22 protein-coding genes are annotated in these 22,930 nt (G+C 65.7%); 13 read left to right on the top strand and 9 right to left on the bottom strand.

Annotated features, from left to right (window positions below; all coding sequences use genetic code 11):
- Positions 1–48: 48 nt before the first annotated feature.
- From NK214_RS14750 to NK214_RS14760, 3 genes are read right to left on the bottom strand one after another with little or no spacing between them, the layout of a single operon-like run.
- Complete coding sequence (locus NK214_RS14750; RefSeq protein ID WP_253314865.1) at positions 49–561, bottom strand: hypothetical protein; 513 nt, start codon at positions 559–561, stop codon at positions 49–51.
- Between the two features lie 8 nt (positions 562–569).
- Positions 570–1,955: a FimV family protein gene (locus tag NK214_RS14755; protein WP_253314866.1), complete on the bottom strand. Its 1,386-nt coding sequence runs from the start codon at positions 1,953–1,955 to the stop codon at positions 570–572.
- On the bottom strand, positions 1,948–2,739 hold the full coding sequence (locus NK214_RS14760) for an MBL fold metallo-hydrolase (RefSeq protein WP_107799636.1): 792 nt from the start codon (positions 2,737–2,739) through the stop codon (positions 1,948–1,950). Before NK214_RS14760 ends, NK214_RS14755 begins: the two co-directional genes overlap by 8 nt.
- Before the next feature lie 249 nt (positions 2,740–2,988).
- Between NK214_RS14760 and hmpA the strand changes: the two genes are divergently transcribed.
- The 3 genes from hmpA (at position 2,989) to NK214_RS14775 (ending at position 5,808) form a co-directional block, all read left to right on the top strand.
- Positions 2,989–4,206, top strand: a complete 1,218-nt coding sequence (hmpA, locus tag NK214_RS14765; RefSeq protein ID WP_253314867.1) for an NO-inducible flavohemoprotein — start codon at positions 2,989–2,991, stop codon at positions 4,204–4,206.
- A 198-nt stretch (positions 4,207–4,404) separates the two neighbouring features.
- Entirely contained in the window at positions 4,405–4,854 is a 450-nt protein-coding gene (locus NK214_RS14770; protein WP_253314868.1) for an Rrf2 family transcriptional regulator, read from the top strand.
- A 96-nt stretch (positions 4,855–4,950) separates the two neighbouring features.
- Positions 4,951–5,808 carry an endonuclease gene (locus NK214_RS14775; RefSeq protein WP_107799633.1) on the top strand — a complete coding sequence of 286 codons (858 nt, stop codon included), beginning with the start codon at positions 4,951–4,953 and terminating at the stop codon, positions 5,806–5,808.
- A 19-nt stretch (positions 5,809–5,827) separates the two neighbouring features.
- Here NK214_RS14775 and NK214_RS14780 read toward each other — a convergent pair whose 3' ends face one another.
- Genes NK214_RS14780 through NK214_RS14795 form a run of 4 tightly spaced genes read right to left on the bottom strand, consistent with a single transcriptional unit; the run spans position 5,828 to position 9,718 of the window.
- A complete protein-coding gene (locus tag NK214_RS14780; RefSeq protein ID WP_107799632.1) occupies positions 5,828–6,685 on the bottom strand; it encodes a carbohydrate ABC transporter permease in 858 nt (285 codons plus the stop codon).
- Positions 6,686–6,701: 16 nt separating this feature from the next.
- The gene (locus NK214_RS14785) at positions 6,702–7,568 is read right to left on the bottom strand and encodes a carbohydrate ABC transporter permease (RefSeq protein WP_253314869.1); all 867 of its coding nucleotides are present in this window, start codon (positions 7,566–7,568) and stop codon (positions 6,702–6,704) included.
- A 10-nt stretch (positions 7,569–7,578) separates the two neighbouring features.
- Positions 7,579–8,823: an ABC transporter substrate-binding protein gene (locus tag NK214_RS14790; protein WP_227107901.1), complete on the bottom strand. Its 1,245-nt coding sequence runs from the start codon at positions 8,821–8,823 to the stop codon at positions 7,579–7,581.
- Positions 8,824–8,851: 28 nt separating this feature from the next.
- Positions 8,852–9,718, bottom strand: a complete 867-nt coding sequence (locus NK214_RS14795) for a BadF/BadG/BcrA/BcrD ATPase family protein (protein WP_253314870.1) — start codon at positions 9,716–9,718, stop codon at positions 8,852–8,854.
- Between the two features lie 232 nt (positions 9,719–9,950).
- Between NK214_RS14795 and NK214_RS14800 the strand changes: the two genes are divergently transcribed.
- Both NK214_RS14800 and NK214_RS14805 read left to right on the top strand, forming a co-directional pair.
- A complete protein-coding gene (locus tag NK214_RS14800) occupies positions 9,951–11,162 on the top strand; it encodes an ROK family transcriptional regulator (protein WP_227107905.1) in 1,212 nt (403 codons plus the stop codon).
- 137 nt (positions 11,163–11,299) lie between these two features.
- Positions 11,300–12,982 carry a glycoside hydrolase family 9 protein gene (locus NK214_RS14805; RefSeq protein WP_253314871.1) on the top strand — a complete coding sequence of 561 codons (1,683 nt, stop codon included), beginning with the start codon at positions 11,300–11,302 and terminating at the stop codon, positions 12,980–12,982.
- Positions 12,983–13,053: 71 nt separating this feature from the next.
- Here NK214_RS14805 and NK214_RS14810 read toward each other — a convergent pair whose 3' ends face one another.
- Positions 13,054–14,373 carry a DEAD/DEAH box helicase gene (locus NK214_RS14810; protein ID WP_107799626.1) on the bottom strand — a complete coding sequence of 440 codons (1,320 nt, stop codon included), beginning with the start codon at positions 14,371–14,373 and terminating at the stop codon, positions 13,054–13,056.
- A gap of 519 nt (positions 14,374–14,892) precedes the next feature.
- Between NK214_RS14810 and NK214_RS14815 the strand changes: the two genes are divergently transcribed.
- Together NK214_RS14815 and NK214_RS14820 are read left to right on the top strand one after the other, a co-directional pair.
- Positions 14,893–16,422: an EAL domain-containing protein gene (locus NK214_RS14815; RefSeq protein WP_253314872.1), complete on the top strand. Its 1,530-nt coding sequence runs from the start codon at positions 14,893–14,895 to the stop codon at positions 16,420–16,422.
- A 76-nt stretch (positions 16,423–16,498) separates the two neighbouring features.
- Complete coding sequence (locus NK214_RS14820) at positions 16,499–17,326, top strand: hypothetical protein (RefSeq protein WP_107799624.1); 828 nt, start codon at positions 16,499–16,501, stop codon at positions 17,324–17,326.
- Positions 17,327–17,349: 23 nt separating this feature from the next.
- Here the strand turns inward: NK214_RS14820 and NK214_RS14825 are convergent, their stop codons facing one another.
- Positions 17,350–18,147: a response regulator gene (locus NK214_RS14825; RefSeq protein WP_107799623.1), complete on the bottom strand. Its 798-nt coding sequence runs from the start codon at positions 18,145–18,147 to the stop codon at positions 17,350–17,352.
- Between the two features lie 301 nt (positions 18,148–18,448).
- On the opposite strand from NK214_RS14825, the gene flgB reads away from it, so the two are divergent.
- The 6 genes from flgB (at position 18,449) to flgG (ending at position 22,891) form a co-directional block, all read left to right on the top strand.
- A complete protein-coding gene (gene flgB / locus NK214_RS14830) occupies positions 18,449–18,862 on the top strand; it encodes a flagellar basal body rod protein FlgB (protein ID WP_019102825.1) in 414 nt (137 codons plus the stop codon).
- On the top strand, positions 18,862–19,272 hold the full coding sequence (gene flgC, locus NK214_RS14835) for a flagellar basal body rod protein FlgC (RefSeq protein ID WP_019102824.1): 411 nt from the start codon (positions 18,862–18,864) through the stop codon (positions 19,270–19,272). The genes flgB and flgC overlap by 1 nt, the downstream gene beginning before the upstream one ends.
- 11 nt (positions 19,273–19,283) lie before the next feature.
- The gene (locus NK214_RS14840) at positions 19,284–19,994 is read left to right on the top strand and encodes a flagellar hook assembly protein FlgD (RefSeq protein WP_227107912.1); all 711 of its coding nucleotides are present in this window, start codon (positions 19,284–19,286) and stop codon (positions 19,992–19,994) included.
- Positions 19,995–20,030: 36 nt separating this feature from the next.
- Positions 20,031–21,275, top strand: a complete 1,245-nt coding sequence (gene flgE, locus NK214_RS14845) for a flagellar hook protein FlgE (protein ID WP_235088229.1) — start codon at positions 20,031–20,033, stop codon at positions 21,273–21,275.
- Between the two features lie 17 nt (positions 21,276–21,292).
- Complete coding sequence (locus tag NK214_RS14850; protein WP_107799621.1) at positions 21,293–22,036, top strand: flagellar basal body rod protein FlgF; 744 nt, start codon at positions 21,293–21,295, stop codon at positions 22,034–22,036.
- A 72-nt stretch (positions 22,037–22,108) separates the two neighbouring features.
- Positions 22,109–22,891 (top strand): flagellar basal-body rod protein FlgG, encoded by a 783-nt coding sequence (gene flgG / locus NK214_RS14855; RefSeq protein ID WP_253314873.1) that lies wholly within the window; start codon positions 22,109–22,111, stop codon positions 22,889–22,891.
- Positions 22,892–22,930 lie beyond the last annotated feature (39 nt).

Consider the following 22,930-nt stretch of genomic DNA (forward strand, 5'->3'; position numbering starts at 1 on the left):
CCGCCAGCGTCGGGACGGGCGCGCGCTCCGGCGGCGTCGCGGCGACGATCAGGGCCGGCAGCGCCGCGCCAGCCGCGTCGTCGCGCCGAGCAGGCCGCGTCGGGGGTCGAAGCGGGCGATGGAGATCGACGGCATGGACGGCGGCGGAGCCGGAGCGGCGACCGGTTCGGGCCGGGGCGCGGGCGCCGGGAGCGCTTCCGCTGCCCTTGCCGCGTCGGGCGCGCGCCGCAGCGCCGCTTGCAGTTGAGGAAACAGGGTCTCCACCCGCAGCGGCTTGGCCAGCGTCGGGACGGGCGCGCGCTCCGGCGGCGTCGCGGCGACGATCAGGGCCGGCAGCGCCGGATGACGCTGGCGGAATGTTTCCCAGGCCTGCCAGCCGACGGGGCTGTCGACATCGACGATGGCCAGGTCCGGCGCGCGTTCGTCGGACGGGGACTCGAGCAAGCGGTAGCGCAAGCTGTGGTGCAGGCGGAAGGCCATGCGCAGCAGGGCCAGCTTGCGATCGTCCATGCCGACGGCGAGCACGGCGATATCGGGGGCGGGAGGGGCGGCGCGCGGCATGGGCGTGCTCAGGCGGCCAGCATGCGCCGGCGGGCGGGGCCGGCGTCGGCGTCGAAACCGGCCAGCTGCGCGCTGACTTCCAGCGGCAGTTGGGCCACATGGCCGCGCAGTTGCCGCAATAGCCACTGGAAGCGCGCCCGGTCGTCCTGGCGGCGGTATAGCTGCAACAGGGGAGGATAGTTGGCGGCGTCCTCCGGCCGGCTCAGAACCGCGTGCTCCAAGGTCTGGATCGCCATGTCGACCTGGCCTTCGTTGAGGTAGGCGTCGGCTTCGCCGCGCGCGTCCAGATTCTCGGCCGCCTCCGTCTCGGTCCGCCGCGTCACCAGCGGCCGGCGCTGAGGCGCGACGGCCGGAGGCGCGCCGCTGAAGCCGAAGCTGCGGCCGATGCGTTCCAGTTCCGGCCTGTCCGGGCGTCGCGCCAGCAGGTCCAGCACCGGATGGGCGCCCAGCAGCCAGCCGGCGTGGATCAATTGTTCCTTGAGGCCGGCGCCGTGTTCGCCCAGCGCCAGATGGAAGCGCCATAGCGTCCGCGCATAGCGCGGCAGCTGGCGTTGCCGGTAATGCGCGTGCAGCAGGTCCAGCAAATGCGTCAGCGAGTGGGGGCGCAAGGTCAGCGTCTGTTCCAGCGCCGCCGTCGCCGCCGCGTATTCCTGCCAGCGCAGCCAGACTTTGGCCTGACGCTCGGCCGGCAGCAGCGCGGCGATGGCGTCCTTCTCCCGCTCATTCAGCGGAAACAACGGGGCGCAGCCGTGCAGCAAGACTTGCGGCCGTCCGGCTTCGGGAGGCGAGGGTTGAGACGGATGGGCGGGGAGGACGGCTGCCGTGGTTTCCTCGGCGTCTTCCGCCGCCAGTTCCGGCGCGTCATCGCCCAGGCGCAGGCCGATGGCCTCAGGTCCCCAGCCCAGCCTTTGTTCCGCCAGCACGCGCAGGGCCAGCTGATTGCGCTCGACGCGCAGACCGGCTTCCACCGCTTGTTCCAGCGCTTCCCGCCCGATCAGCGCCAGATCGTGCTGTCGTTCCAGCATCGCGGCGTAGTCGTCCAGCGCGCCGGTCTTGAGGTAGAGGCCGGCCAGCCGCAGCAACTGCTTGGAGGAGTGCGGCGCCTGCCTGTCCACATAGTGGCGCAGGGCCTGCGCCGCCTGTTCCAGATAGCCGAACTCGATGAAGATGTCGACTTCGGCGAGCGAATCCAGCTCGTCCACCTGATAGGGCTGCTCGGCGTCGCCGGCGTCCGTTGGGTCCGGCTCGGCCAAGGAGATGTCCTCGTCCCGCGCTTGGGCGGCGCGGTCGCGGCGAGCCTGCCAGCGCAGCGCGGCCAGCAAGGCGAGCAGGCCCATGGCCAGCGCCAGGCCGACGACCAGATCGACGGGGTTCTGCGGCAGCCAGTCAGTCATGGCGCGGCGCCTCGCGCGGCGGCGGCGTGAAATCGGCGGGGCCGATCAGATCGGTGCCGCATTCCAGGGTTTCGAACCAATCCAGAAAACGCTTCACCATGGGCTTGCCCTGGAAGGAGCCGCCGTGTTGCGGCACGATCCATTCGATGTCCAGCCGGCGGACCATGTCCACCCACAGCCGGCAGGCTTTGTTGTTGGACATATAGCGGCGATGGAAGGCGAGCATGTGGCTGTCGTGCAGGTGGGCGTCGAAGTCGCTGACCGGCAGGCCGGCCGCGTGGCCGTCCATCAAGGAGGCGCCGATGTCGCCGGAGAACAGGATCTTGCTGATCGGGTCGTAGATCTGAAAAAAGCCGACCGTGTGCAAGTAATGGGCCGGCACGATTTGCAGGTCCGCGCCGCCCAGCCGCATCCACATGCCGCGCGGCGGAATCGCCACCAGCCGCCCGGCGGTGGCGCCGCGCATGCAGAAGTGGGGCAGGAAGCGGGTCCATTCTTCGGCGATGATCACCTGGGCGTCGGTGATCAGCAGCCAGCCGCCCACCGAGGCGATGATGTCCGGGTCCTGATGCGAGGCGAAGATGTAGCGGGTGTGGGAGGGCAGGAAGTAATCGGCCAGTTCCGCGATCAGATGCTTGTAAGTGAGGTTGCCGCCGGGGTCCAGCAGAATGCCCTCGCCTTGGTCGATGATGGCGAACTGATTGGATTGTATGCCTTCGCCCTGCACCAGTTCGGTGAAGGCGACGCATTTGTGATTGCCGTCGTCGTAAAGCACCAATGCCATGAACCGCCCCGTTTGCTTGGCCCGCCCGCGAATGGACGTGTTATGCCGTAAGAATGCGCAGATATTATGCAAGCGGTATGGTTTGGGTCTTGACCTGGGTCAAGCTCACCCGGAAGGAATATTTTTACGCGGCGGTGACAGCATCGCCATAAAGATGTATTATTTTTACATCTTTAAGCCGACCGGCGCCGAGTCGGCGTTTTTTATCCACAATAAAATGTATTAAGCACACATCTTTAGGAGCCCGCCATGTTGAGTCCCGAAACCCGCGCCCTGGTCAAAGCCACCGTTCCTGTGTTGCAGCAACACGGCCTGAGCCTGACCAGTCATTTTTATCGCCGCATGTTCAGCCATAACCCGGAGCTGAAAAACATCTTCAACCAGGGACATCAGCACTCCGGCCAGCAGCAACAGGCGCTGGCCATGGCGGTGCTGGCCTACGCCCAGCACATAGACGACCCGTCGCCGTTGGCGCCGGTGCTGACCCGGGTGGCGCACAAGCATGTCAGCCTGGGCATCCGCGCCGAGCATTACCCCATCGTCGGCAAGCATTTGCTGGCGTCCATCCAGGAAGTGCTGGGCGAGGCGGCGACGCCGGCGCTGATAGCGGCCTGGGCCGCCGCCTACGGCCAATTGGCGGACATCTTGATCGCGGAGGAACGAGAACTGTACCGCGCCAGCGCCAACGCCGAAGGCGGTTGGGCCGGCTGGCGGCCGTTTCGCATCGCGCGCAAGGTGGCGGAGAGCGAGGAAATCACTTCCTTCTATCTGGCGCCGGCCGACGGCGGCGCGGTGCCTGGCTTCCGGCCCGGCCAGTATGTGTCGGTCAAATGCTTCGTCGAGGAATGGGGGCTGGCCCAGCCGCGTCAGTACAGCCTGTCCGACGCGCCCAACGACGAATATCTGCGCATTTCGGTCAAGCGCGAGGACGGCGGCGAGGGCAAGCCGGCGGGGCGAGTATCCAATCTGCTGCACGCGGAAAAACGGGAGGGCGACATTCTGGAGCTGAGCGCGCCGCAGGGCGATTTCTTCCTGCATGAAGAGCGAGACGGCCCGGTGGTGCTGATCAGCGCCGGCGTCGGTCAGACGCCGATGCTGTCCATGCTGCGGCATTTGCTGAGAACCGGCAGCCGCCGCGAAATCCGCTACCTGCACGCGGCTCGCCACGGCGGCGCGCACGCGATGCGCGACGGTTTGCGCCAGATGCAGGAACGCCACGCGCAGCTGCGCGCCCATGTCTGCTACGAGGCGCCGCGCGCGGAGGACGTGTTGGACCGGGACTATCAGCAGCAGGGACGCCTGCAACTGAGCCAGCTGCGCGAGATGACGCTGCTGCCGGACGCCGACTATTATCTGTGCGGCCCGGTGGGCTTCATGCTGGCGCAGCGCGCCAGCCTGCTGGACTTGGGCGTGGCGGCGGAACGAGTGCATTTCGAGGTGTTCGGCTCCAACGCCGTCGGCGGCTAAGCCGCGGCAAGGCCCGCGCTCTATTGAGCGGCGGGCTTTAGAACCTGTTCAATGTCCGCCGCGCGTCCGCGATAGGGCCGGAAAGGGCCTTGAAAACAGTTTTAGAATGCTGGTGTACCATGTGTACACTTCGCTTCTTCAGCCATTTTTGCCTTGTCTCGCGCTGGCTCGCGAGGCTTTGAACAGGTTTTTAAGATCATGCAATTGACCCGTTTTACCGATCTCGGCCTGCGCGTGCTGATGTATCTGACCTGGCAGGAAGAGGGGCAGTTGGCCACCATTCCCGAAATCGCCGCCCGTTTCGAAGTGTCGCGCAACCATCTGGTCAAGGTCGTCCACTTCATGGCGCAGCAGGGCTGGCTGCAGACCAGCCGCGGCAAGGGCGGCGGCTTGGCGCTGGCGCGGGCGCCGGAGCGCTACCGCGTCGGCGAGGTGGTGCGCACGCTGGAAGGACTGTCGCAGTTGATAGATTGCGCGGACCCGCCGTGCGCGCTGCGGCCGGGCTGTAGGCTCAAGGGCGCGCTGGACGAGGCGCTGGCGGCGTTTTTCCGTACGCTGGACCAATACACCTTGCGCGATATGATGGCCGCGCCCACCGGCGAGGCCATCGTCCGGCTGCATCGGCAGCCCTTGCCCATCTCAAAATGATGTTGGCGTATTTTGTTGAGATTCACATGGATTATCATTTGTAATATTTTTTGTATCTTATTGTCGTGAACGCGGCGGGTACTTACACTGCCCGCCATGCGTTATCCCATCCTTCTCCCCGTCGTTTTATTGTTGGCCGGCTGCGACGCGGCCGAATTTTCAAAAATCAGCCAATCCGCGGAAGTCAAAACCCTGGCCAAGGCCGGAGCGGCCGTGGTGCGCCAACTGGAGCAGGCGACGCGGCCCGCGGCCGAGGCCGGCGCGCCGGGCCGGGTCCAGGCGGCGCAGCTGGTCAGCGGCGTCAAGCAAGTGGGGCACCGCGATTTTTCCAACGCCAAGAAAGTGCTGCCGCGGGTGTTCTCCGGCATGGAGCAGGACTTCTATTGCGGCTGCGATTACCGCGGCAAGGCGGTGGATTGGGCGTCCTGCGGCTATGTGCCGCGCAAGTCCGAAACCCGCGCCAGCCGCATCGAGTGGGAACACGTGGTGCCGGCCTGGAATCTGGGCCATCAGCGCCAATGCTGGCAGCAGGGCGGCCGCAAGAACTGCGCGTCCAGCGATCCGGTGTTCCGCATGGCGGAAGGCGATCTGAACAATCTGGTGCCGGCGGTGGGCGAGGTCAACGGCGACCGCGCCAACTTCGCCTACGGCGCGTGGAGCCGCAAGCCGGCGACCATGTACGGCCAATGCCAATCGGTGACGGATTTCGGCAACAAGCGTTTCCAGCCGCGCGAGGAAGTACGCGGCGCGGCGGCGCGCATCACCTTGTACATGCACGCGCGCTACCAGCTGCGCATGAGCCGTCAGGATCAGCAACTGATGTGCGCCTGGGCGCGCCAGTATCCGGTTAACGCCTGGGAGCGCCGCCGCGACGCGCGCATTGTTCAACTGCAGGGCGAGGGCAATTTCCTGGTGGCGGAGCCGCAGCGGCTGGCCGAGCTGTGCGGCGCTTGAGCGCGGCGGCCGGGCGGCCTTATTTGACCGCGCCGTCCATGCCGCGCATGAAATAGCGCTGGCAAAACAGGAAGACCAGCAGCACCGGCGCGATGGTCAGCACCGCGCCGGCGGCCACCATGCGCGTGGAGGTGGCGAAAGCGCCCTTCAGATATTGCACCCCGACGGACAGCGGGTAGAGGTCCGGGTTCTTCAGCACCACGCTGGGCCAGACATAGCTGTTCCACGACCAGACCAGGGTGAAGATGGCCAGGGTGGCCAGATAAGGCCGGCTCAGCGGCAAGCAGACGCGCCAGAACAGCTGCCAGTCGTCGGCGCCGTCCATGCGCGCGGCGGCGACGATTTCTTCGGGAATCTCCTCGAAGGCGTGCTTCATCAGAAAAATGCCGAAGGCCCCGGCCAAGGCCGGCAGCGCCACGCCGACGCGGCTGTCGTCCAGGCCCAGCCAGGACAGCGTCACGTAATTGCTGAGCACATTGGTTTCGCTGGGCAGCAGCAGGGTGGCGATGATGGCGTAAAACACCCACTGCCGGCCGCGGAAGCGCAGCTGCGCCAGCGCGAAGCCGGCGCAGCTGGAAACCAGCAGGGTGCCGGCGGTGGTCAAGGCGGAAATCAGCGCCGAGTTCCATAAAAACCGCCCCATCGGAATCTGGGTCCAGACTTCGCGAAAGTGAGCCAGCGACAAGGGCTCGGGCAAGCGCGGCGGGAAGTCGAACACCTGCTCGCCGTCGCCCAGCGCGATCATCAAGGTCCACCAAAACGGATAGCAGGCGGCGCAGGCCAGCGCCAGCAACAGCAGATAGTCCGGCAGGCGCCGCAGCGCGCGCGAACGGGTTTGCCGGGCGGGGCGGGCAAGCGGGCTTGAAACGGCGGTCATGGCGGGCGTCCTGAAACTAGCGGTGGGCCGGGCGCAGCAGGCGGAAGTTGAGGCCGGCCAGCAATAGGCAGATCACGGTCAAGAGCAGGCCGGCGGCGGCGCCGCGGCCGAAGTCCAGCTGATCGAAGCCTTGGTGGAACATGTAATACAGCACGGTATAGGTGGAATTCAGCGGGCCGCCGCGGGTCATCACCAACACCTCCTCAAAGGCCTTTAGCGCGTCCAGCGTGGAAATCAGGCTGCAAAACAGAATGGTGGGCTTCAGCATGGGCAGGGTGATGCGCCAGAAACGCTGCCAGGCGTTGGCGCCGTCCAGCAAGGCCGCTTCCTGCATTTCCGCCGGGATCGCCTGCAGGCCGGCGAGGTAGAGCACCATGTAATAGCCGACGCCGCGCCAGAAGGTGACGAACATCACGGAAAACAGCGCGATGTCCTCGTCGCTGAGAAAGCCGATTTCCTGCGGCGCCGCCAGCAGGCGCAGCCAGCGCAGCGCGCTGTTGAGCACGCCGTAATCGGCGTACATCCAGTTCCACATGATGCCGACCACGGCGACGGTGGTGATCACCGGCAGATAGACGGCGGCGCGAAACAGCTTGACGCCGCGCAGCGGCCGGTTGGCCAGCAGCGCCAGCGCGATGGCGGCCAATTGGATGACCGGCACCACCAGCAGATAGAGCAGGGAATTGCGCAGCGCGCGCCAGAACACCTCGTCCTGCAGCAAATAGTCGAAGTTCTCCAACCCCGCCCACTGCGGTGGCGACAGCAGATCGTAGCGAGTGAAGGCCAGATAGCTGCCGAACAGCAGCGGCCAAAAGGTGAACGCCGCCATCAGCAGCAGGGCCGGGGCCAGGAACAGCCAGGCGTTGCGGGCGCTGGATTTCATCGCGGCGCGCTTACTTCAGCTGCCGGTTCCAGAAGGCGGCCGCCTCGTCCAGCGCCAGCTGGGCGTCCTTGCGGCCGGTGACCGCCGCTTCCACGCTGTCCACCAGTTTTTTCTTCAGGTCCGCCAGCCGCGGCACGCCGCTCAGGCTGAAAGTGCGGATGTCCGGCGCGGCCTTGGCGCCCTGGGCGCGGGCGACGTCGACCAGGCTGCCGCCGGCCTGGGTGAAGTAAGGATCGCGCAGCGCGGCGCGGGTGGAGGGGAAGGTGGCGCCGGTGACTTTGGAAAACGCCAGTTGCTGCGCGTCGCTGGTCAGGAAGCGGGCGAACTTGATCGCTTCGGCCTGGGTGGGCGCCGGCAAGCCCTTGGACACCGCCCAGCCGAACTGATAGCCGCCCTGGACCACGCCGGTGGGTCCCAGCGGCGCCGGCTGCACCCGGCTGACCGCGAAAATGGCGCGGGCGTCGGTCTGAGTGCGCCGCACCGCGGTGGGCGCGGTCTCCATCATCGCCAGCCGGCCGCTGTTGTAGAGCTTGACGCTGGCCTGGTAGTTGTCGTCGGCGAACAGGTTCTCCTTGGCCAGCGCGCCGGCTTTGTAGGCGTCGGCGTACTGGCGCAGCAAGGCCGCGTGCGCCGGGCTGTTGAAGACCGCCTTGCCGTTTTGCAGCAAGGGCAGGCCGCGGCCCAGCATGATGCCGTCGATCTGGCCCAGTTGCGGCAGCAGGCCGGGCACGCCGGTCTTGGCGCGGATGGCCTTGGCCGCGGCCAGCTGCTGTTCCAGGCTGAGCAGCTGGCGCGCCGGGTCCAGGCCGGCTTTGCGGAACAATTCACCGTTGAGCACCAGCACGTTGACGTTGTTGTACCAGGGATAGGCGTAGAGCTTGCCGGCCACGCTGAGGTCGGCCAGCGCATTAGGCAGATAGCCGGCCTTGTCCGCGGCCAGCGCGCCGTCCAGCGGCAAGAGCGCGCCTTTCTGCGCGTATTTGTACAGCCGCGGCACGTCGTGGTTGATCAACGCCGGCGGCTTGCCGGCGGCGATGGCGGCGTTGAGCTTGGTTTCGAAGCCCTCGTTGAACACGTCCACCCAGCGCAATTCGACATTGGGATGCTGCGCCTCGTACTGCTTCTTCGCTGCGGCGAAGTAGGCGTCGAACTGAGGCTTGAGCGAGTCGGTCCAGTACTCGACCACGATCTTGTCGGCGCGGGCCGGGCCGGCCAGGGCCAGCAGGCCGGCGAGCAGCAGCGGGGAGAGGCGCATGGGATGTCCTTATGGAGTGAGGAGGGGGTCAGTCGGCCAGCAGGAGCAGCGCGCCGGCGCAGGCGTCGCCTTGCGGCGAACTGAGGCGGCCGGCGAATTCCGGTGGCAGCCAATCGCGCAGCGCCTGGCCCAGGCCGCCGCACAAGGCCGTCGGCAAACTCTCGTCAGGATCCAGCGCCTTGGCGATGGACCAGGCGTCGCGGCCGGCCTGGCGCAGCAATTCGGCGGCCAGAGAGTCGCGGCGGCCATTGGCCACCACCAGCGGCGCCAGCTGCGCGAACAGCGTGGGCGTGGCGCGGCCGTTCCAGGCCATCATCGCCTGCCAGTCGCCGCCGACATGTTTCAGCACCGCCCGGGTCAGCGGCGTGGCGGCCAGGCGGCCGTCCAGCGCCATCTGCGCGTATTGCGCGGCGCGTTGGCCCAGCCAGGCGCCGCTGGCTTCGTCGCCGCTGGGATAACCCCAGCCGCCCGCCTCGCGATGACTGCCGTCCGGATACAGCGCTTCGCCTATGCTGCCGGTGCCCAGCGCCACGATCACGCCGGGCCGGCCGCCGTGGGCGCCCAGCAAGGTGGTGTAGCCGTCGGTGGCCAGGCGCAGACGGGCGTAGCCGGGATCGGCGGCGCGGAAGGCGGCCGCCCAATCGGCGTTGTGCACGCCGGACAGGCCCAGGCCGATCGCGCATCGCGCCGGCGGCGTCGGCGGCAGGCCGGCTTGGGCGAAGGCGTGGGCGACGACTTCGTTCACGGCGTCCCAGGCTTGCGGCACGCCGCGCGACAGCGCGGAGGGGCCGCCTTCGGCGCGGGCGAGCAGGCGGCCGGCGGCGTCGCTCAGGCAGACGCGGGTGCCGCTGCCGCCGCCGTCAACGCCCAGGCGGTATTCAAAAGCTTCAGTCACGGTGCTGTCCTTGGTCAAACGCGGGCATCCGGCGCAAATCCCCGCAACATCATGGGTTTGCATGGCCGGCGTCCGATGCCATTAGAATTTTTGAAAATTCAATCATTACGATGGCATTTCGTCAAGTTGATTTATTTAATTGCGGCGACTGGGGCGCCTGGCTGTCGCCGCCGCCGCAACAAGGCCGGCGGACGCGCTTGTCCGCCCGGGGCCGGCTCGCCATACTGCCGGCATGAAATCCATTCCTGCAGGCCAGGACCCGCGCACGGTGGCGGGGACCAATCTGGAGCACGCCCGCGCGCACAACCGTCGCGCGGTGATCGAGACCATACGCCTGAACGGGCAGCTGACCCGCGCCGAAATCGCCCGCCTGACCGCTTTGACGCCGCAGACGGTGTCCAATATCGCGGCGGAATTGCTGGACGGCGGCATGCTGTTGGCCGGAGAGCCGATGCGGGAGGGCGCGCGCGGCCAGCCGGCGATACCCTTGAGCATCAACCCGGACGGGGCCTACTCGCTGGGCATTCAGCTGGACACCCAGTCGCTGATCGCGGTGGCGGTGGACTTGGCCGGTCAATGCCGCGCGCGAGTGGAGGCGCCGGTGAGGCGGCCGGATCCGCAACTGGCCCTGCCCTTGATCGAAGAGGTGGTGGGCCGGCTGCGCGCCGAGTCGGGCATAGACTGGGGGCGGGTGCTGGGCCTGGGTCTGGTGATGCCGGGCCCTTTCGGCGTCGAGGGCATGAGTTCGGTCGGCCCCACCACCTTGCCGGGCTGGGAGGAGGTGGACGCGGCGGCGCAGCTGGAGCGCAGGCTGGATCTGCCTGTCCTGCTGGAAAAAGACGCCACCGCGGCCGCCATCGGCGAGCGGCTGTACGGCCGCGCCGCCGCGCTGCGCAACTTCGTTTATCTGTTCATCGGCGCCGGGCTGGGGGCGGGCTTGTTCCTGGACGGGCGCTTGTACGCGGGCGTTCGCCACAACGCCGGCGAGATCGGTCACATGATCGTGATGCCGGACGGACGGCCCTGCGATTGCGGCAACCATGGCTGCCTGGAGCGCTATGTGTCGCTGCGCGCGCTATACGAAACGCTGGGCCTGGCCGACGACGCGGAGCTGGCGGCCCGCAGCCTGCAGCGGCCGACGCCGGAGATCTGCTACGGCATCGAGCGCTGGCTGGCCACCGCCGCGCCGCCGCTGCGCCAGGCGATCAATATCCTGGAAAGCCTGCTGGACATCGAGGCGGTGGTGATCGGCGGTTTTCTGCCGCCGGCCTTGCTGGAGCAGCTGGAGCAGCGGCTGCATCCGCTGCCGGTGTCTATCCGGCAAAGCTGCGGCCCGCGGGTGCTGCTGGGCGGAGCCGGCCGCGACACGGTGGCGCTGGGCGCGGCGGCCCTGCCGATCTTCGACGAGTTCAATCCGCAGTACGAGGTCTTGCTCAAAGCTTGAGAAGCGGTTGGCGATCCAGCGCGCCGGCGTCACGGCGAGATCTTTTTATGTCATTGGCTTGACCTGGCCATCGCGGCGCGTAAATATTGCCCATCATTAAAGCAAAACGCTTTATTTAATTGAACGGGGATCGCGCCATGAAGATTCTGCTGAACCACATCGGTTTCGAACCGCAAGCGTCCAAGCTGGCCTTGTTGCAGGCGCCGGCCCAGGCCGCGCCGACGGCGCTGGTCTTGCTGGATGCCGAGGGGCGCGCCGCGACCGAAATCCCTTTGCAGCCGCAGGGCATGGCGGAGGGATGGCCGGAGTGGCATTACTGGCAGGCGGATTTCAGCGGCTGGACGCGGCCGGGCCGTTATCGGCTGTGGCTGCGGGACAGCGCGCCGCCGGTGATCAGCCATGAGTTCGAGGTGGGGCCGGGCTGCTTGGGCGGGCAGATGTTGTCCGACCTATTGCATTATTTCAAGTCGCAGCGTTGCAGCGGCCTTTACGACCAGGCGGATCGCGCGGCGCCGGAGTGGGGCGGCGAAGCGAGGCGGGACGTGCGCGGCGGCTGGTTCGACGCCTCCGGCGACTGTTCCAAATACCTGTCGCACCTGTCTTACGCCAACTTCATGAATCCGCAGCAGACGCCCTTGCTGGCTTGGGCGCTGATGGCCGGCCGCGAGGCGCTGCCGCCGCAGCCGCGCTGGTTCGACGAGCGCATGGTGGACGAGGCGCTGCACGGCGCGGACTTTCTGTTGCGGATGCAGCATTCGTCGGGGTTTTTCTATATGACGGTGTTCGACGGCTGGAGCAAGGCGCCGGAACAGCGCGAACTGTGCGCCTATTCCACTCAGCGTGGGCTCAAGTCGGGGCGTTTTCAAGCCGGCTTCCGCCAGGGCGGCGGCCTGGCGATCGCCGCGCTGGCGCGCGCGGCGGAGTTGCCGCGCGACGGCGAGTTCGGCCGAGGCGATTATCTGGCCGCGGCGCGGCGCGGCTTCGCCCATCTGCAGCAATACAATGCGCGCTATCTGGACGACGGCAGCGAAAACCTCATCGACGACTATTGCGCCCTGCTGGCCGCTTGCGAGCTGTACGCGGCCAGCGGCGAGCCGGTGTTCGCCGACGCCGCCGACCGCCGCGCGCGGCGGATGTTGGCGCGGCAGGACGAGGCGGGCCGCTTCTGGATGGACGCGGAGCGCCGGCGCAGTTTTTTCCACGGCGCCGACGCCGGCTTGCCCTATCTTGCCTTGTTGCGCTTCGCCGCGGTGTTGCCGGCTTCGCCGTTGGCGAGCGCCGCGCGGCAGGCGGTCCGGCGGGGGCTGGAGGCCGAAATGGCGCTGACGGCGGCGGCGGGCAATCCTTTCGCCTATCCGCGGCAATGGGTGGCCCGCGACGGCGAGGAGGGCGCGGCGCGCTTTTTCATGCCGCAAACCAATGAAAGCGCTTATTGGTGGCAGGGAGAAAACGCGCGGCTGGCGTCGCTGGCCGCCGCGAGCTGCGCCTTGGCGGAGAGGGAGGAGGGGGACGCTCGCGCGGCGATGCTGAAGTACGCGCAGGGCGCGCTGGACTGGATTCTGGGGCGCAATCCCTTCGACGTTTGCATGCTGCAGGGCTGGGGTCGTAATAATCCGCGCTATGAGCCGGGCTATTACAACGCTTGCGGCGGGGTGTGCAATGGGATCACCGCCGCGCCGGGCGCGGACGAGGGCATCGCCTTCCTGAGCCCGGAACAGACCGATATCAGCCAGTCCTGGCGCTGGACCGAGCAATGGCTGCCGCACGGCGCCTGGCTGTTTCTGGCCCTGGCTTTGCGTGGAAGGGCGGACGGCGCTTGAAATGCGAAACGCCATCGGCAAGCCGATGGCGTTCTGTTTCAGCGGCCCCCGCTGCCGGGGGCGTCTGAGATTTACTGCTGCTGGGTGCTGCGCGGACCGCGATTGCCCTGATAGCCGCCTTCGCGGCGTTGGCCTTGGTAGCCGCCTTCGCGACGATTGCCGTAGCCGCCGCGACCGCCGCCGCTGCCCGGACGGCGATCACCGTAGCCGCCTTTGCCGCTGGTGTTGCGACGCGGGCCTTTCGGCGGGCGACGGGTGGGTTCCATGCCTTCGATCACGCCTTCGGTGATCTGACGCTTCAGATACTGCTCGATGCGGCGCACTTTGTGGAATTCCTTGGACTCCGCCAGGGTGATGGCGGTGCCGTCGCGACCGGCGCGGCCGGTGCGGCCGATGCGGTGCACGTAGTCTTCAGCCTGTTTCGGCAGGTCGAAGTTCACCACGTGGGTGATGGTGGGCACGTCGATGCCGCGTGCCGCCACGTCAGTGGCCACCAGGATCTTGATGCGGCCGCGACGCAGATCGTTCAGCGTACGGTTACGCCAGCTTTGCGGCATGTCGCCGTGCAGGCAGGCGGCGGAATAGCCCTGGTCGGACAGCTTGTCGGCCAGTTCTTCGGAGTAGGCTTTGGTGGCGGAGAAAATCACGCACTGGTCGAAGCCGGACTCTTTCAGGATGTGATCCAGCAGACGGTGTTTGTGGTTCAGGTCGTCCGCGTACAGCAGGTGCTCTTCGATGGTGCCGCCCGAGGTCTCGGTGCGGGCGATCTCGATGCGTTGCGGATCGCGGGTCATCTTCTCGGCCATGCGGCCCACGGTGCCGTCCAGCGTGGCGGAGAACAGCACGGTCTGGCGGGTTTCCGGAGTGGCTTTGACGATGGTCTCGATGTCTTCGATGAAGCCCATGTCCAGCATGCGGTCGGCTTCGTCCAGCACCAGCATTTCCAGGCGGGAGAAGTCGATGCGGCCGGAGCGCATGTGGTCCATCAGACGGCCGGGAGTGGCCACGATCAGGTCAACCGGACGCGACAGCGCGCGGGTCTGATAGCCGAAGGAGGAGCCGCCCACCAGACAGACGGTTTTCATCCAGCGCAGGTCCTTGCCGTATTCCAGCGCGTTCTTTTCCACTTGCTGGGCCAGTTCGCGGGTCGGGCACAGCACCAGTACGCGCGGGCCCTGGCCTTTGCCGGTGGAGCGCTCGGACAGCTTGGTCAGCGCCGGCAGCAGGAAGGCTGCGGTCTTGCCGCTACCGGTTTGGGCGGAAACCAGCAGGTCGCGGCCGGCGATGGCTGCGGGCACGGCTTGAGCCTGTACTTCGGTAGGGGAAGAGTAACCAGCGGCTTCCAGCGCGCGCAGGATGGTCGGGGCAATGCCCAGGTCGGAAAAATGCATGATGTCCTTTCAAGCCGGAAACTGCCGGCGTCACTTGTAGCCAGGTTGGTGGCGGTCGGTTATACGGCGCCTTTAAGCCGTAAATCATCGGCACTAACCTGACAAGCGGCGAACAGCGGTCCAGTCTGATGCGACATTATAAGCGTGGACGAAGCCTGGAAATGGTCAGGGACGATGAAGCAATCTCACTCGGGCTGAGGCGTGGTTTGGAATGCCCGGTGGAAACACAAGAGGCCGGACTATACGGTAAATCAGGCGGGTTTACAACTGTTTTTTCAAAACATGCCGGCTAAGTATTTGATTGTTTGCCGCTTGCCGCGGCGATTTTGCAAAAAAACTGTCGGAATCCGCAATGACGACCGACAGCCAGGCTTGGGCCAAGCGACGTCCGCTTATGGAGATTTGCTGGCTTCTAACTACACTTCAACGATGACGGGCCACGCGTGAAACCTTCGTTGAGGGCTGGCAATGAGTGGAAAAAACAGATTCGCAAGCACGGACCGGGCTCACTCCTGGTTGATGTCCTGCTCCCCTGGCGCGGCCTATGCCGTTTGCGTCGCCTTGGCCCTGGCCTTGACTCTGGGCCTGGCGCTGGCGCTGACGGCGTGGCGCTTGCAGTCGCTGGCCGGGGAAAAGGCCGAACTGGTCGCCGGCCAGCTCACTTGGCAATTGTCGCCGGCGTTCGCCGCCTTGACGCGATTGGACACGCTGCCGCCGCCGGAGCCGGATTGCCGCGCCCAGACCCAGGCCTTGGCGGAATTGGTCCAGCGCACTTCGCTGGTGCGCTTCGCCCAGGCGCGCGGCGCCGGAGGCCTGCTATGCGCATCGCGGCGCGGCGCGGTTGCGGAGGCGGGCGGCGTGGAAGGCGGGGCGAGCCTGTTGCCGGCCGGCAGCGGACAGTTGTTGCCTGGTTTGCGGCTGGCGCATACGGCCGGAGTGCTGGAGCTGGACGCCGGCCCGCTGGTCGCGCAATTGGCCCTGGCCGAGCGCGAAGGCGTGAAAGTGAGCCTGCTGGCCGGAGGGCGGGCCTTGGCCGCCAACGGCGAGGTCAGAGAGCAGGGCCCGGACGCGGGCGGCGAGGTGGCCTGGGTGCCGTCCGCGCCGGCGCGCATCGGCGTGTTGGCGGCGCCGCAATGGGGGGCGGCGCCCTTGCTGGTGCTGAAAACCCAGTGGCTGGCCTTGTTGCTGGCCGCGGCGCTGGGCTGCGGCATCGCCTGGGGCGCGCGCCGCGGTTCGGGCGGGCGCAAGGCGACGGGGTGGGAGATCTCCGAGGGCATTCGGCAAAAAGAGTTCTTCGCTCATTACCAGCCCATCGTCACCGCGGCCAGCGGCGAATGCGTCGGCGTGGAAGTGCTGGCGCGCTGGCGGCACCCGGTGCAGGGCAATGTGCGCTCCGAGCTATTCATCCAGACGGCGATCGAGGCCGGCTTGATCGTGTCGCTGACGCGCTACATGTTGCGGCGGGTGGCCGAGGAGTTGAAGCAGATCGTGCTGCCGCCCGGTTTTATGGTGGGGCTCAATATTTCCACCGAGCATCTGGCCTTGCCCGAATTGCTGGAGGATTGCCGGCCGCTGGTCAATCTATTGCGCGAGAAGCAGGCGCAACTGGTGCTGGAGGTGTCGGAGCGGGCGCCGCTGCAAGAGGCGTCCGGCGCGCAGAAGGTGATCAACGGTTTGCGGCAGATGGGGGTGAGGCTGGCGCTGGACGACTTTGGCGCCGGCTACGCCGACAAGACATATTTGAGCCGCTGGGGCTTTGATTATCTAAAGGTTGAAAAAGGCTATGTGTCCGCCTTGGGGCAGGATAGCCTGAAGGGCAATATTCTGGACGGCCTGCTCTTGTCCTCCAATGAGATGGGGGTGCAGGTGATCGTGAAAGGGGTGGAGACCCAGGGGCAGCAAAGCTATTTGAATGTGAAGGGCTTCGAGTATTTGCAGGGCTTTTACTTCGGCAAGCCGATGACCTTGAATCATTTCCGGCAGTGGCTGTATTCCGGCATCGCCGAAAGCCGTACCCGCCCCTCCGGCAAAAGGGAGGGCGGCGGCTGAAACCGGATCGCGGCTTGGGGCGACGGGGGCGCTTTGTTACAATGCGCCCTTTTTTGTTTCAGGAAAGGGGTAGGGAATGATGTATGCCGTGCAGCGTTATGCGGCCTCCCGTCCTTGGGCCAAGCGCGTCAGCCAGCTGTATGTTCAGGCTTTGCAGCCGTCCGCGGCGCGCAAGGACATGAAGGAAGTGATCAAGCGCGAACTGGAGCGCGCCGCCCAGGTGTTCGAAGTGGGGCAGCAGACCATTGTCGCCGAACTGGCTTTGGCGGAGTCCTGGGGCTGCTTCGCCCGCCATGGCCGCGTGATTTCCCATCTGGACGACGGCTTGGTGCAAGCCTTGGCCCACACCCGGCTGCCCTCGCAATTGCCGGATACGCTGAGCTTGCCGGCCGACGCCTTCTTTTTACATGTGCCGGGCGGCGGCGGGGCTTTCGTCTCGCATCAAGCGGAGCGCAGGGCCTTGCTGCTGACGCTGGTGGGCGAGGGCTTTTCTCGCGACGCCGCGCAATGGCTGCACGAGTCCGACGGGGTGGAGGCCTTGTTGGTCAGCTACCCGGGCGAACTGGCGCCGCAGATCGCGGCGGTGGCCGAGCGTTGGCAGGCCTTGTTGGCCGCGGTGCTCAACGGCCTGGCGATGATGACCCAGCCCAAACTGGAACGGGAGCAGGCCTGGCAGCCGGGCGCGCCGCAGCCATGGGTGGAGCAGGCCGGCGCGCCGGCTTGCGTCAAGACCCGGCAGCGCGGCCGCAGCCAATTGCTGAAAGCGGGTTTCAGCGAGGTGAGTTTCTGCCGTATTCCCGAGCTGGACGCCGCGCAGGCTTACGCGACCCAGGGTTACTGGCGGCGGCAGGCGTTTGGCGAAGCCAAGGCGAATTCGCGCCTGGTGTGGGTGGCGCCGAAATAAGAGCGGCGGCTTGGAGCCGGCTCTCAGTATTCCTGCAGCAGTTCGCGTATGGTGTCTCTGAGCTTGTTGGTGGAGAAGGGCTTGTCGCAGCAGGCCGAGACGCCGGCCGCCTCCACCTCGGCCAGCCGGTCGTGGTCGGTCTCGCTGGTGATCATCAGGATGGGCGTTCGCCCCTGAGCGCTGTTCTGACGGATGTGGCGCGCCAGTTCGCAGCCGTCCATGCCGGGCATGTGGTAGTCGACGATGATCAGCTGGAAGCTTTCGTTTTCCAGCAAGGGCAGCGCGTCGGCGCCGCTGGCGGCTTCGGTGAAGTGTTCGAAGCCCAGGCGCTCCAGCACGGCGCGCACATGGCGGCGCGAGGTCTGGCTGTCGTCGACGATCAACACCTGGACGTTGGCCAGATCCGTGTCCACCTCCATGGCCAGGCTCTCGGTATTGATGAAGTCCAGCGCGTTGGCCAGCACCTCGTCCAGTTGGCCGCTGGTGAAGGGCTTGGGCAGAATGCCCAGGCTGCCGGCCTGGCGGATGGGCTCCAGCCGTTCCGGATTGGTTTCGCTTGAGACCAGAATGAAGGGCATGCCGCTGAGATCGGCGCTTTCGCGCATCTGCTGCAGCAACTGCTGGCCGGTCATGTCGGGCAGATAGTAGGCGCTGATCACCAAGTCGGGGCGCGACTCGCGCGCGCGGTTGAGCAGCGCTTCGCCGTTGGGATGGATCTCCACTTTGGAGATGCCCATCTCGCCCAGCGCCTTGCTGATGATCTGCGCTTGCACATGCGACGGTTCCGCCAGCGAGATGATTAAATGTTGTACTTCCAGCATGCCTCTTCCCCCGCCTGTCTTCTCTATTTTCTCAAAGCCGCCCGCCAGCGCCGGCCAATGTCTGAGTGTCGGCGATTCCGGACGCGTCTTCAATGGTTCTTATGTTGGTTTGGCACGAATTGCGCGGTGCGGCAAGCAAAATCTGTCGCTTGGGCCGGAGGCGGCAAATCTTGCCGCTCATTGTTGCCATTTGGGCCGTTGCGGCCGAGGGTTTGACGGATTGCCTAGAAAAATCAATGCGCTGGCGTGTCTGCATGGCTTGGCACGCTTCCTGCTTTAAGGTCGCCTCAAGGAGGCTGACATGCTAGACAAAATCGCCAAACATTTCGACTTTCAGCAGCGAGCGCTGAATTTGCGGGCCTATCGCACCGAGGTGCTGGCCAGCAATATCGCCAACGACGAAACCCCCAACTACAAAGCGGTGGATTTCGACTTCGGCAAGGCCTTGCAGGCGCAGACCGATGCGCAGGGTCGCTTGGCGATGAATCTGACCGATGCCCGCCACCTTGCCGGGGCCGGCGGCGCGGGCAACGGCGCCGCGCTGCAATACCGCGCGGCGGTGCAGCCCAGCGTGGACGGCAACACCGTGGACATGGATGTGGAGCGGGCGGCTTTCGCCGACAACGCGGTCCGCTTCCAGTCGACGCTGACTTTTCTGAACAAGCGGATCAGCGGCCTGAGTTCGGCGATCCAGGGCCAGGGAGGCAATAGCTGATGTCTTTGTCCAATGTGTTTTCCATTTCCGGTTCGGCGATGTCGGCGCAATCGATGCGCCTCAGCCTGGTGGCCAGCAATATCGCCAACGCGGAAAGCTCGACCAGCTCCACCGGCGAGCCCTACAAAGGGCGTCACGCGGTGTTCACCGCGATTCCGGTGACGGCGGCGCAGCCGCAGGTGGCCGGCGTGCGCGTGACCGCGGTGGTCGAAGACCAGACCCCGCCGCGGCTCAAGTACGATCCGGGCAATCCGCTGGCCGATCAGCGCGGCTATGTGACGATGCCGAATGTGAATCCGGTGGAGGAGATGGCCGACATGATCGCCGCCTCCCGCGCCTATCAGAACAATGTCGAAATCATGAATACCGCCAAGACGCTGCAGCAAAAAGTGCTGCAGCTTGGCCAGTGAGGAGTTAGGCGATGGCTAGCGCAAATCCTTATGACGTGTTGAACAGTCAGACTCAGACCAATCCGAACAGCAGCGTCAACGGCAGCAAGAGCAATTCCGGCGTGGTGGGCTCCAGCGCCAGCGACATTCAGAACACCTTTCTGAAACTGTTCGTGGCCCAGATGCGTTCCCAGGACCCGATGAATCCGATGGACAACAGCCAGATGACGGCCCAGATGGCGCAGATCAGCCAGGTGGGCGGCATTCAGCAGCTGAACCAGTCCATGCAGGCCTTGATCGGCGCGCAGGCGGCCTCCCAGTCGCTGATGGCGTCCAGCATGATAGGCAAAAAAGTGTTGGTGGCCGGCAGCAGCCTGCCCAAGCCGCCGGATGGCGGCACCACCCCGGCCGGCGTCTTGCTGAACGGGCCGGCGCAAACGGTGAAAGTCAACGTCAAGGACGCCAACGGCAATGTGGTTCGCACCATGACTATCGACAAGCCGGTGGCCGGCGTCAATACCTTCAGCTGGGACGGCAAGAACGACAAGGGCGAAGTGGTTCCGGCCGGCAAGTACAGCTTCAGCGCCGACGTGACCCAGGCCAGCGCCAACGGCAGTACCACGGCCGTGGCCTACAACACGCAAACGGTGACCGCGGTGGCGTGGGATAAAGGCGTTCCCGAACTGGTGCTGCCGGACGGCAGCCGCGCCCAATTGGGCGATGTGGCGCAGATGACCGCCTGATTCCACTGACCTCATTCGACTTCAAGGACTGACATCATGGGCTTTCAACAAGGTTTGAGCGGCTTGAACGCCGCCTCCACCCAGCTGGACACCATCGGCAACAACGTGGCCAACGCCAACACCGTGGGTTTCAAGAGTTCGCGCACCGAGTTCGCCGACATGTACGGCAACACCTTGTACGGCATCGCCACCACCACGCCGGGCATCGGCGTCAAGGTGGCCGCGGTGACGCAGAACATGAGCAACGGCAACGTGACCACCACGGGCCGCAGCCTGGACCTGGCGATCAACAACGGCGGCTTCTTCACCGTGGCCCAGCCGGACGGCACCTTGTCCTACACCCGCAACGGCCAGTTCCAGATCAACAATCAGGGTTACGTGGTCAACAACGGCAATTTCCTGCAGGGCTGGCAGGCGGACGCGGCAGGCAACATCACCCAGGGACCGGTCAGCAAAATACAGCTGAACTCCAACCTGGTGTCGCCGCAGGCCACCACCAAGGCCACTCTCGGCATCAATCTGGATTCTCGCAGCACGGTGCCGACCGTTGCGCCGCTGGATCCGACCAATTCGGCCTCCTACAACTGGTCCAACACCAATACGGTTTACGACTCGCTGGGCAACCCGCACCAGGTGACCATGTACTATGTCGCTGGCGCGCCCACCGCCGCCGGCCGGACCTGGACCGCAACCGCCTATGTGGACGGCAACCCGGCCAATAACACGCCGCCCAACAGCAATAATTTTTCGTTGACCTTCAACACCTCCGGCGTGTTGACCACGCCCGGACCGTTCAACATCAACTTCACCCCCAGCCCGCTCAACGGTTCGGCGGTGCCGCAGACCGTGGCCTTCAGCTTCACCGGCTCCACCCAGGTGGGGCAGAACTTCGGCGTGACCACGCCGCCGACCATAGACGGCTCCGCGCCCGGCAATCTGAAGGGCATCAATATTTCGTCCTCCGGCATCATCCAGGCGACGTTCACCAACGGCCAGACCAAGACCATAGGCCAGGTCGCCTTGGCCAACTTCATCAACCCGCAAGGCTTGCAGTCCAAGGGCAACAATCTGTGGGCGCAGACCTACGATTCCGGCATCGCCTCCTACAATGCGCCCGGCACCGGCAATACCGGCACCATCCAGGCCGGCGCGGTGGAGGATTCCAACGTCGACCTGACCGCGGAACTGGTCAATATGATCACCGCGCAGCGCTATTACCAGGCCAATGCGCAGACCATCAAGACCCAGGACACCCTGGTGCAGACCTTGCTGAACATCTGATGAGCTGAGCGCGCGCGATGGATAGAATGCTTTACCTGGCGATGAACGGCGCCAAGCACGTGATGTGGCAGCAGGCCACCACCGCCAACAATCTGGCCAATGTGCACACCAACGGCTTCAAGGCCGACGTGGTGGCCTTCCGCGCCTTGCCGGTGGTGGGCGAGGGCGCGCCGACGCGGACCTATGTGGTGGACAACACCGTGGGCCACGATCTGAGCCAGGGCAGCTTGATGCACACCGGCAACGTCAGCGACTTCGCCATCGGCTCCAAGGGTTTCTTCGCGGTGCAGGCGCCGGACGGCGCCGAGGCCTATACCCGCGACGGCGGCTATGTGCTGGACGCCACCGGCATGATGCGCACCCGCTCCGGCCTGCCCATCATGGGCGACGGCGGTCCCATCGTGGTGCCGACCGGCTCCCGCGTGCAATTGGGTCAGGACGGCTCCGTGGTGGCGATTCCGCTGTCCGGCGCGGTGCGCACGCCGCAACTGGTCGGGCAGATCAAGATGGTCAACCCGGGCCCCAAAGAAGTGTACAAGGGCGAGGACGGCCTGTTCCGCATTAACGGCGGCGGCAACGCGGCCGCCGACGCCAACGTCAAGCTGGTGCCGGAAATGTTGGAGGCCAGCAATGTCAACTCGGTGGAAAGCCTGGTGCAGATGATTTCCCACGCCCGCCAGTACGACCTCAACGTCCGCCTGATGCAAACCGCGCAACAAGGCGATCAGCAGGCGGCTCAACTGTTGTCCACCAACGGTTAAACCATAATATGAGATTGCGAGCCGCGGCGGCCCTGTAAGGGAACGCGGCTCTGGAGACGAGGTAAACAAGCCATGATGCGCGCACTGTATATCGCCAAGACCGGCATGGATTCCAGCCAGTTCCAACTGGACGTGGTGTCCAACAACCTGGCCAACGTCAATACCGTCGGCTTCAAGCGCAGCCGGGGCATTTTCGAGGACTTGTATTACCAGACCCTGCGCCAGCCCGGCGCGCAGCTGGCCAACGGCAACACCACGCCCACCGGCTTGCAGGTGGGCACCGGCTCGGCGGCGGTGGCCACCGCCCGCATCCACTCCCAGGGCAATACGACCCAGACCGGGCAGCCGCTGGACATGGCGATCTCCGGCGAGGGCTTCTTCCGCATTCAATTGCCGGACGGGACCACCTCCTATACCCGCAACGGCGAGTTCAAGCGCAACTCCAACGGCGACGTGGTGAATCCGGACGGTTATCCGCTGAACCCCAATATCAATATTCCCGGCACCGCCAACCAGATCACGGTGTCCTCCGCCGGCGTGGTGCAGTACTTCTTGCCCAATAATCCGGCGGCGCAAACCGCGGGCACCATACAGCTGACCACCTTCATCAACCCGCAGGGTCTGGAGAGCGTGGGCAACAACCTGTATCTGCAATCCGCGTCCTCCGGAGATCCGCAGGACGGCGATCCGCAGACCGATACCCGCGGCGCGGTGCGTTCCGGCTTCGTGGAAGCGTCCAACGTCAACGTCACCGAGGAACTGGTCAATATGATCACCGCGCAGCGCGCTTTCGAGATGAACTCGCGCGCGATCACCACCGCGGACCAGATGCTGCAGAAACTGAGCCAGCTGTAAGCAAGAACGGGCCGCCGGCTGAGGCGGCCGATCCGGATT

This window comes from Chromobacterium sp. S0633 (assembly GCF_024158805.1).
Taxonomy (GTDB): Bacteria; Pseudomonadota; Gammaproteobacteria; order Burkholderiales; family Chromobacteriaceae; genus Chromobacterium.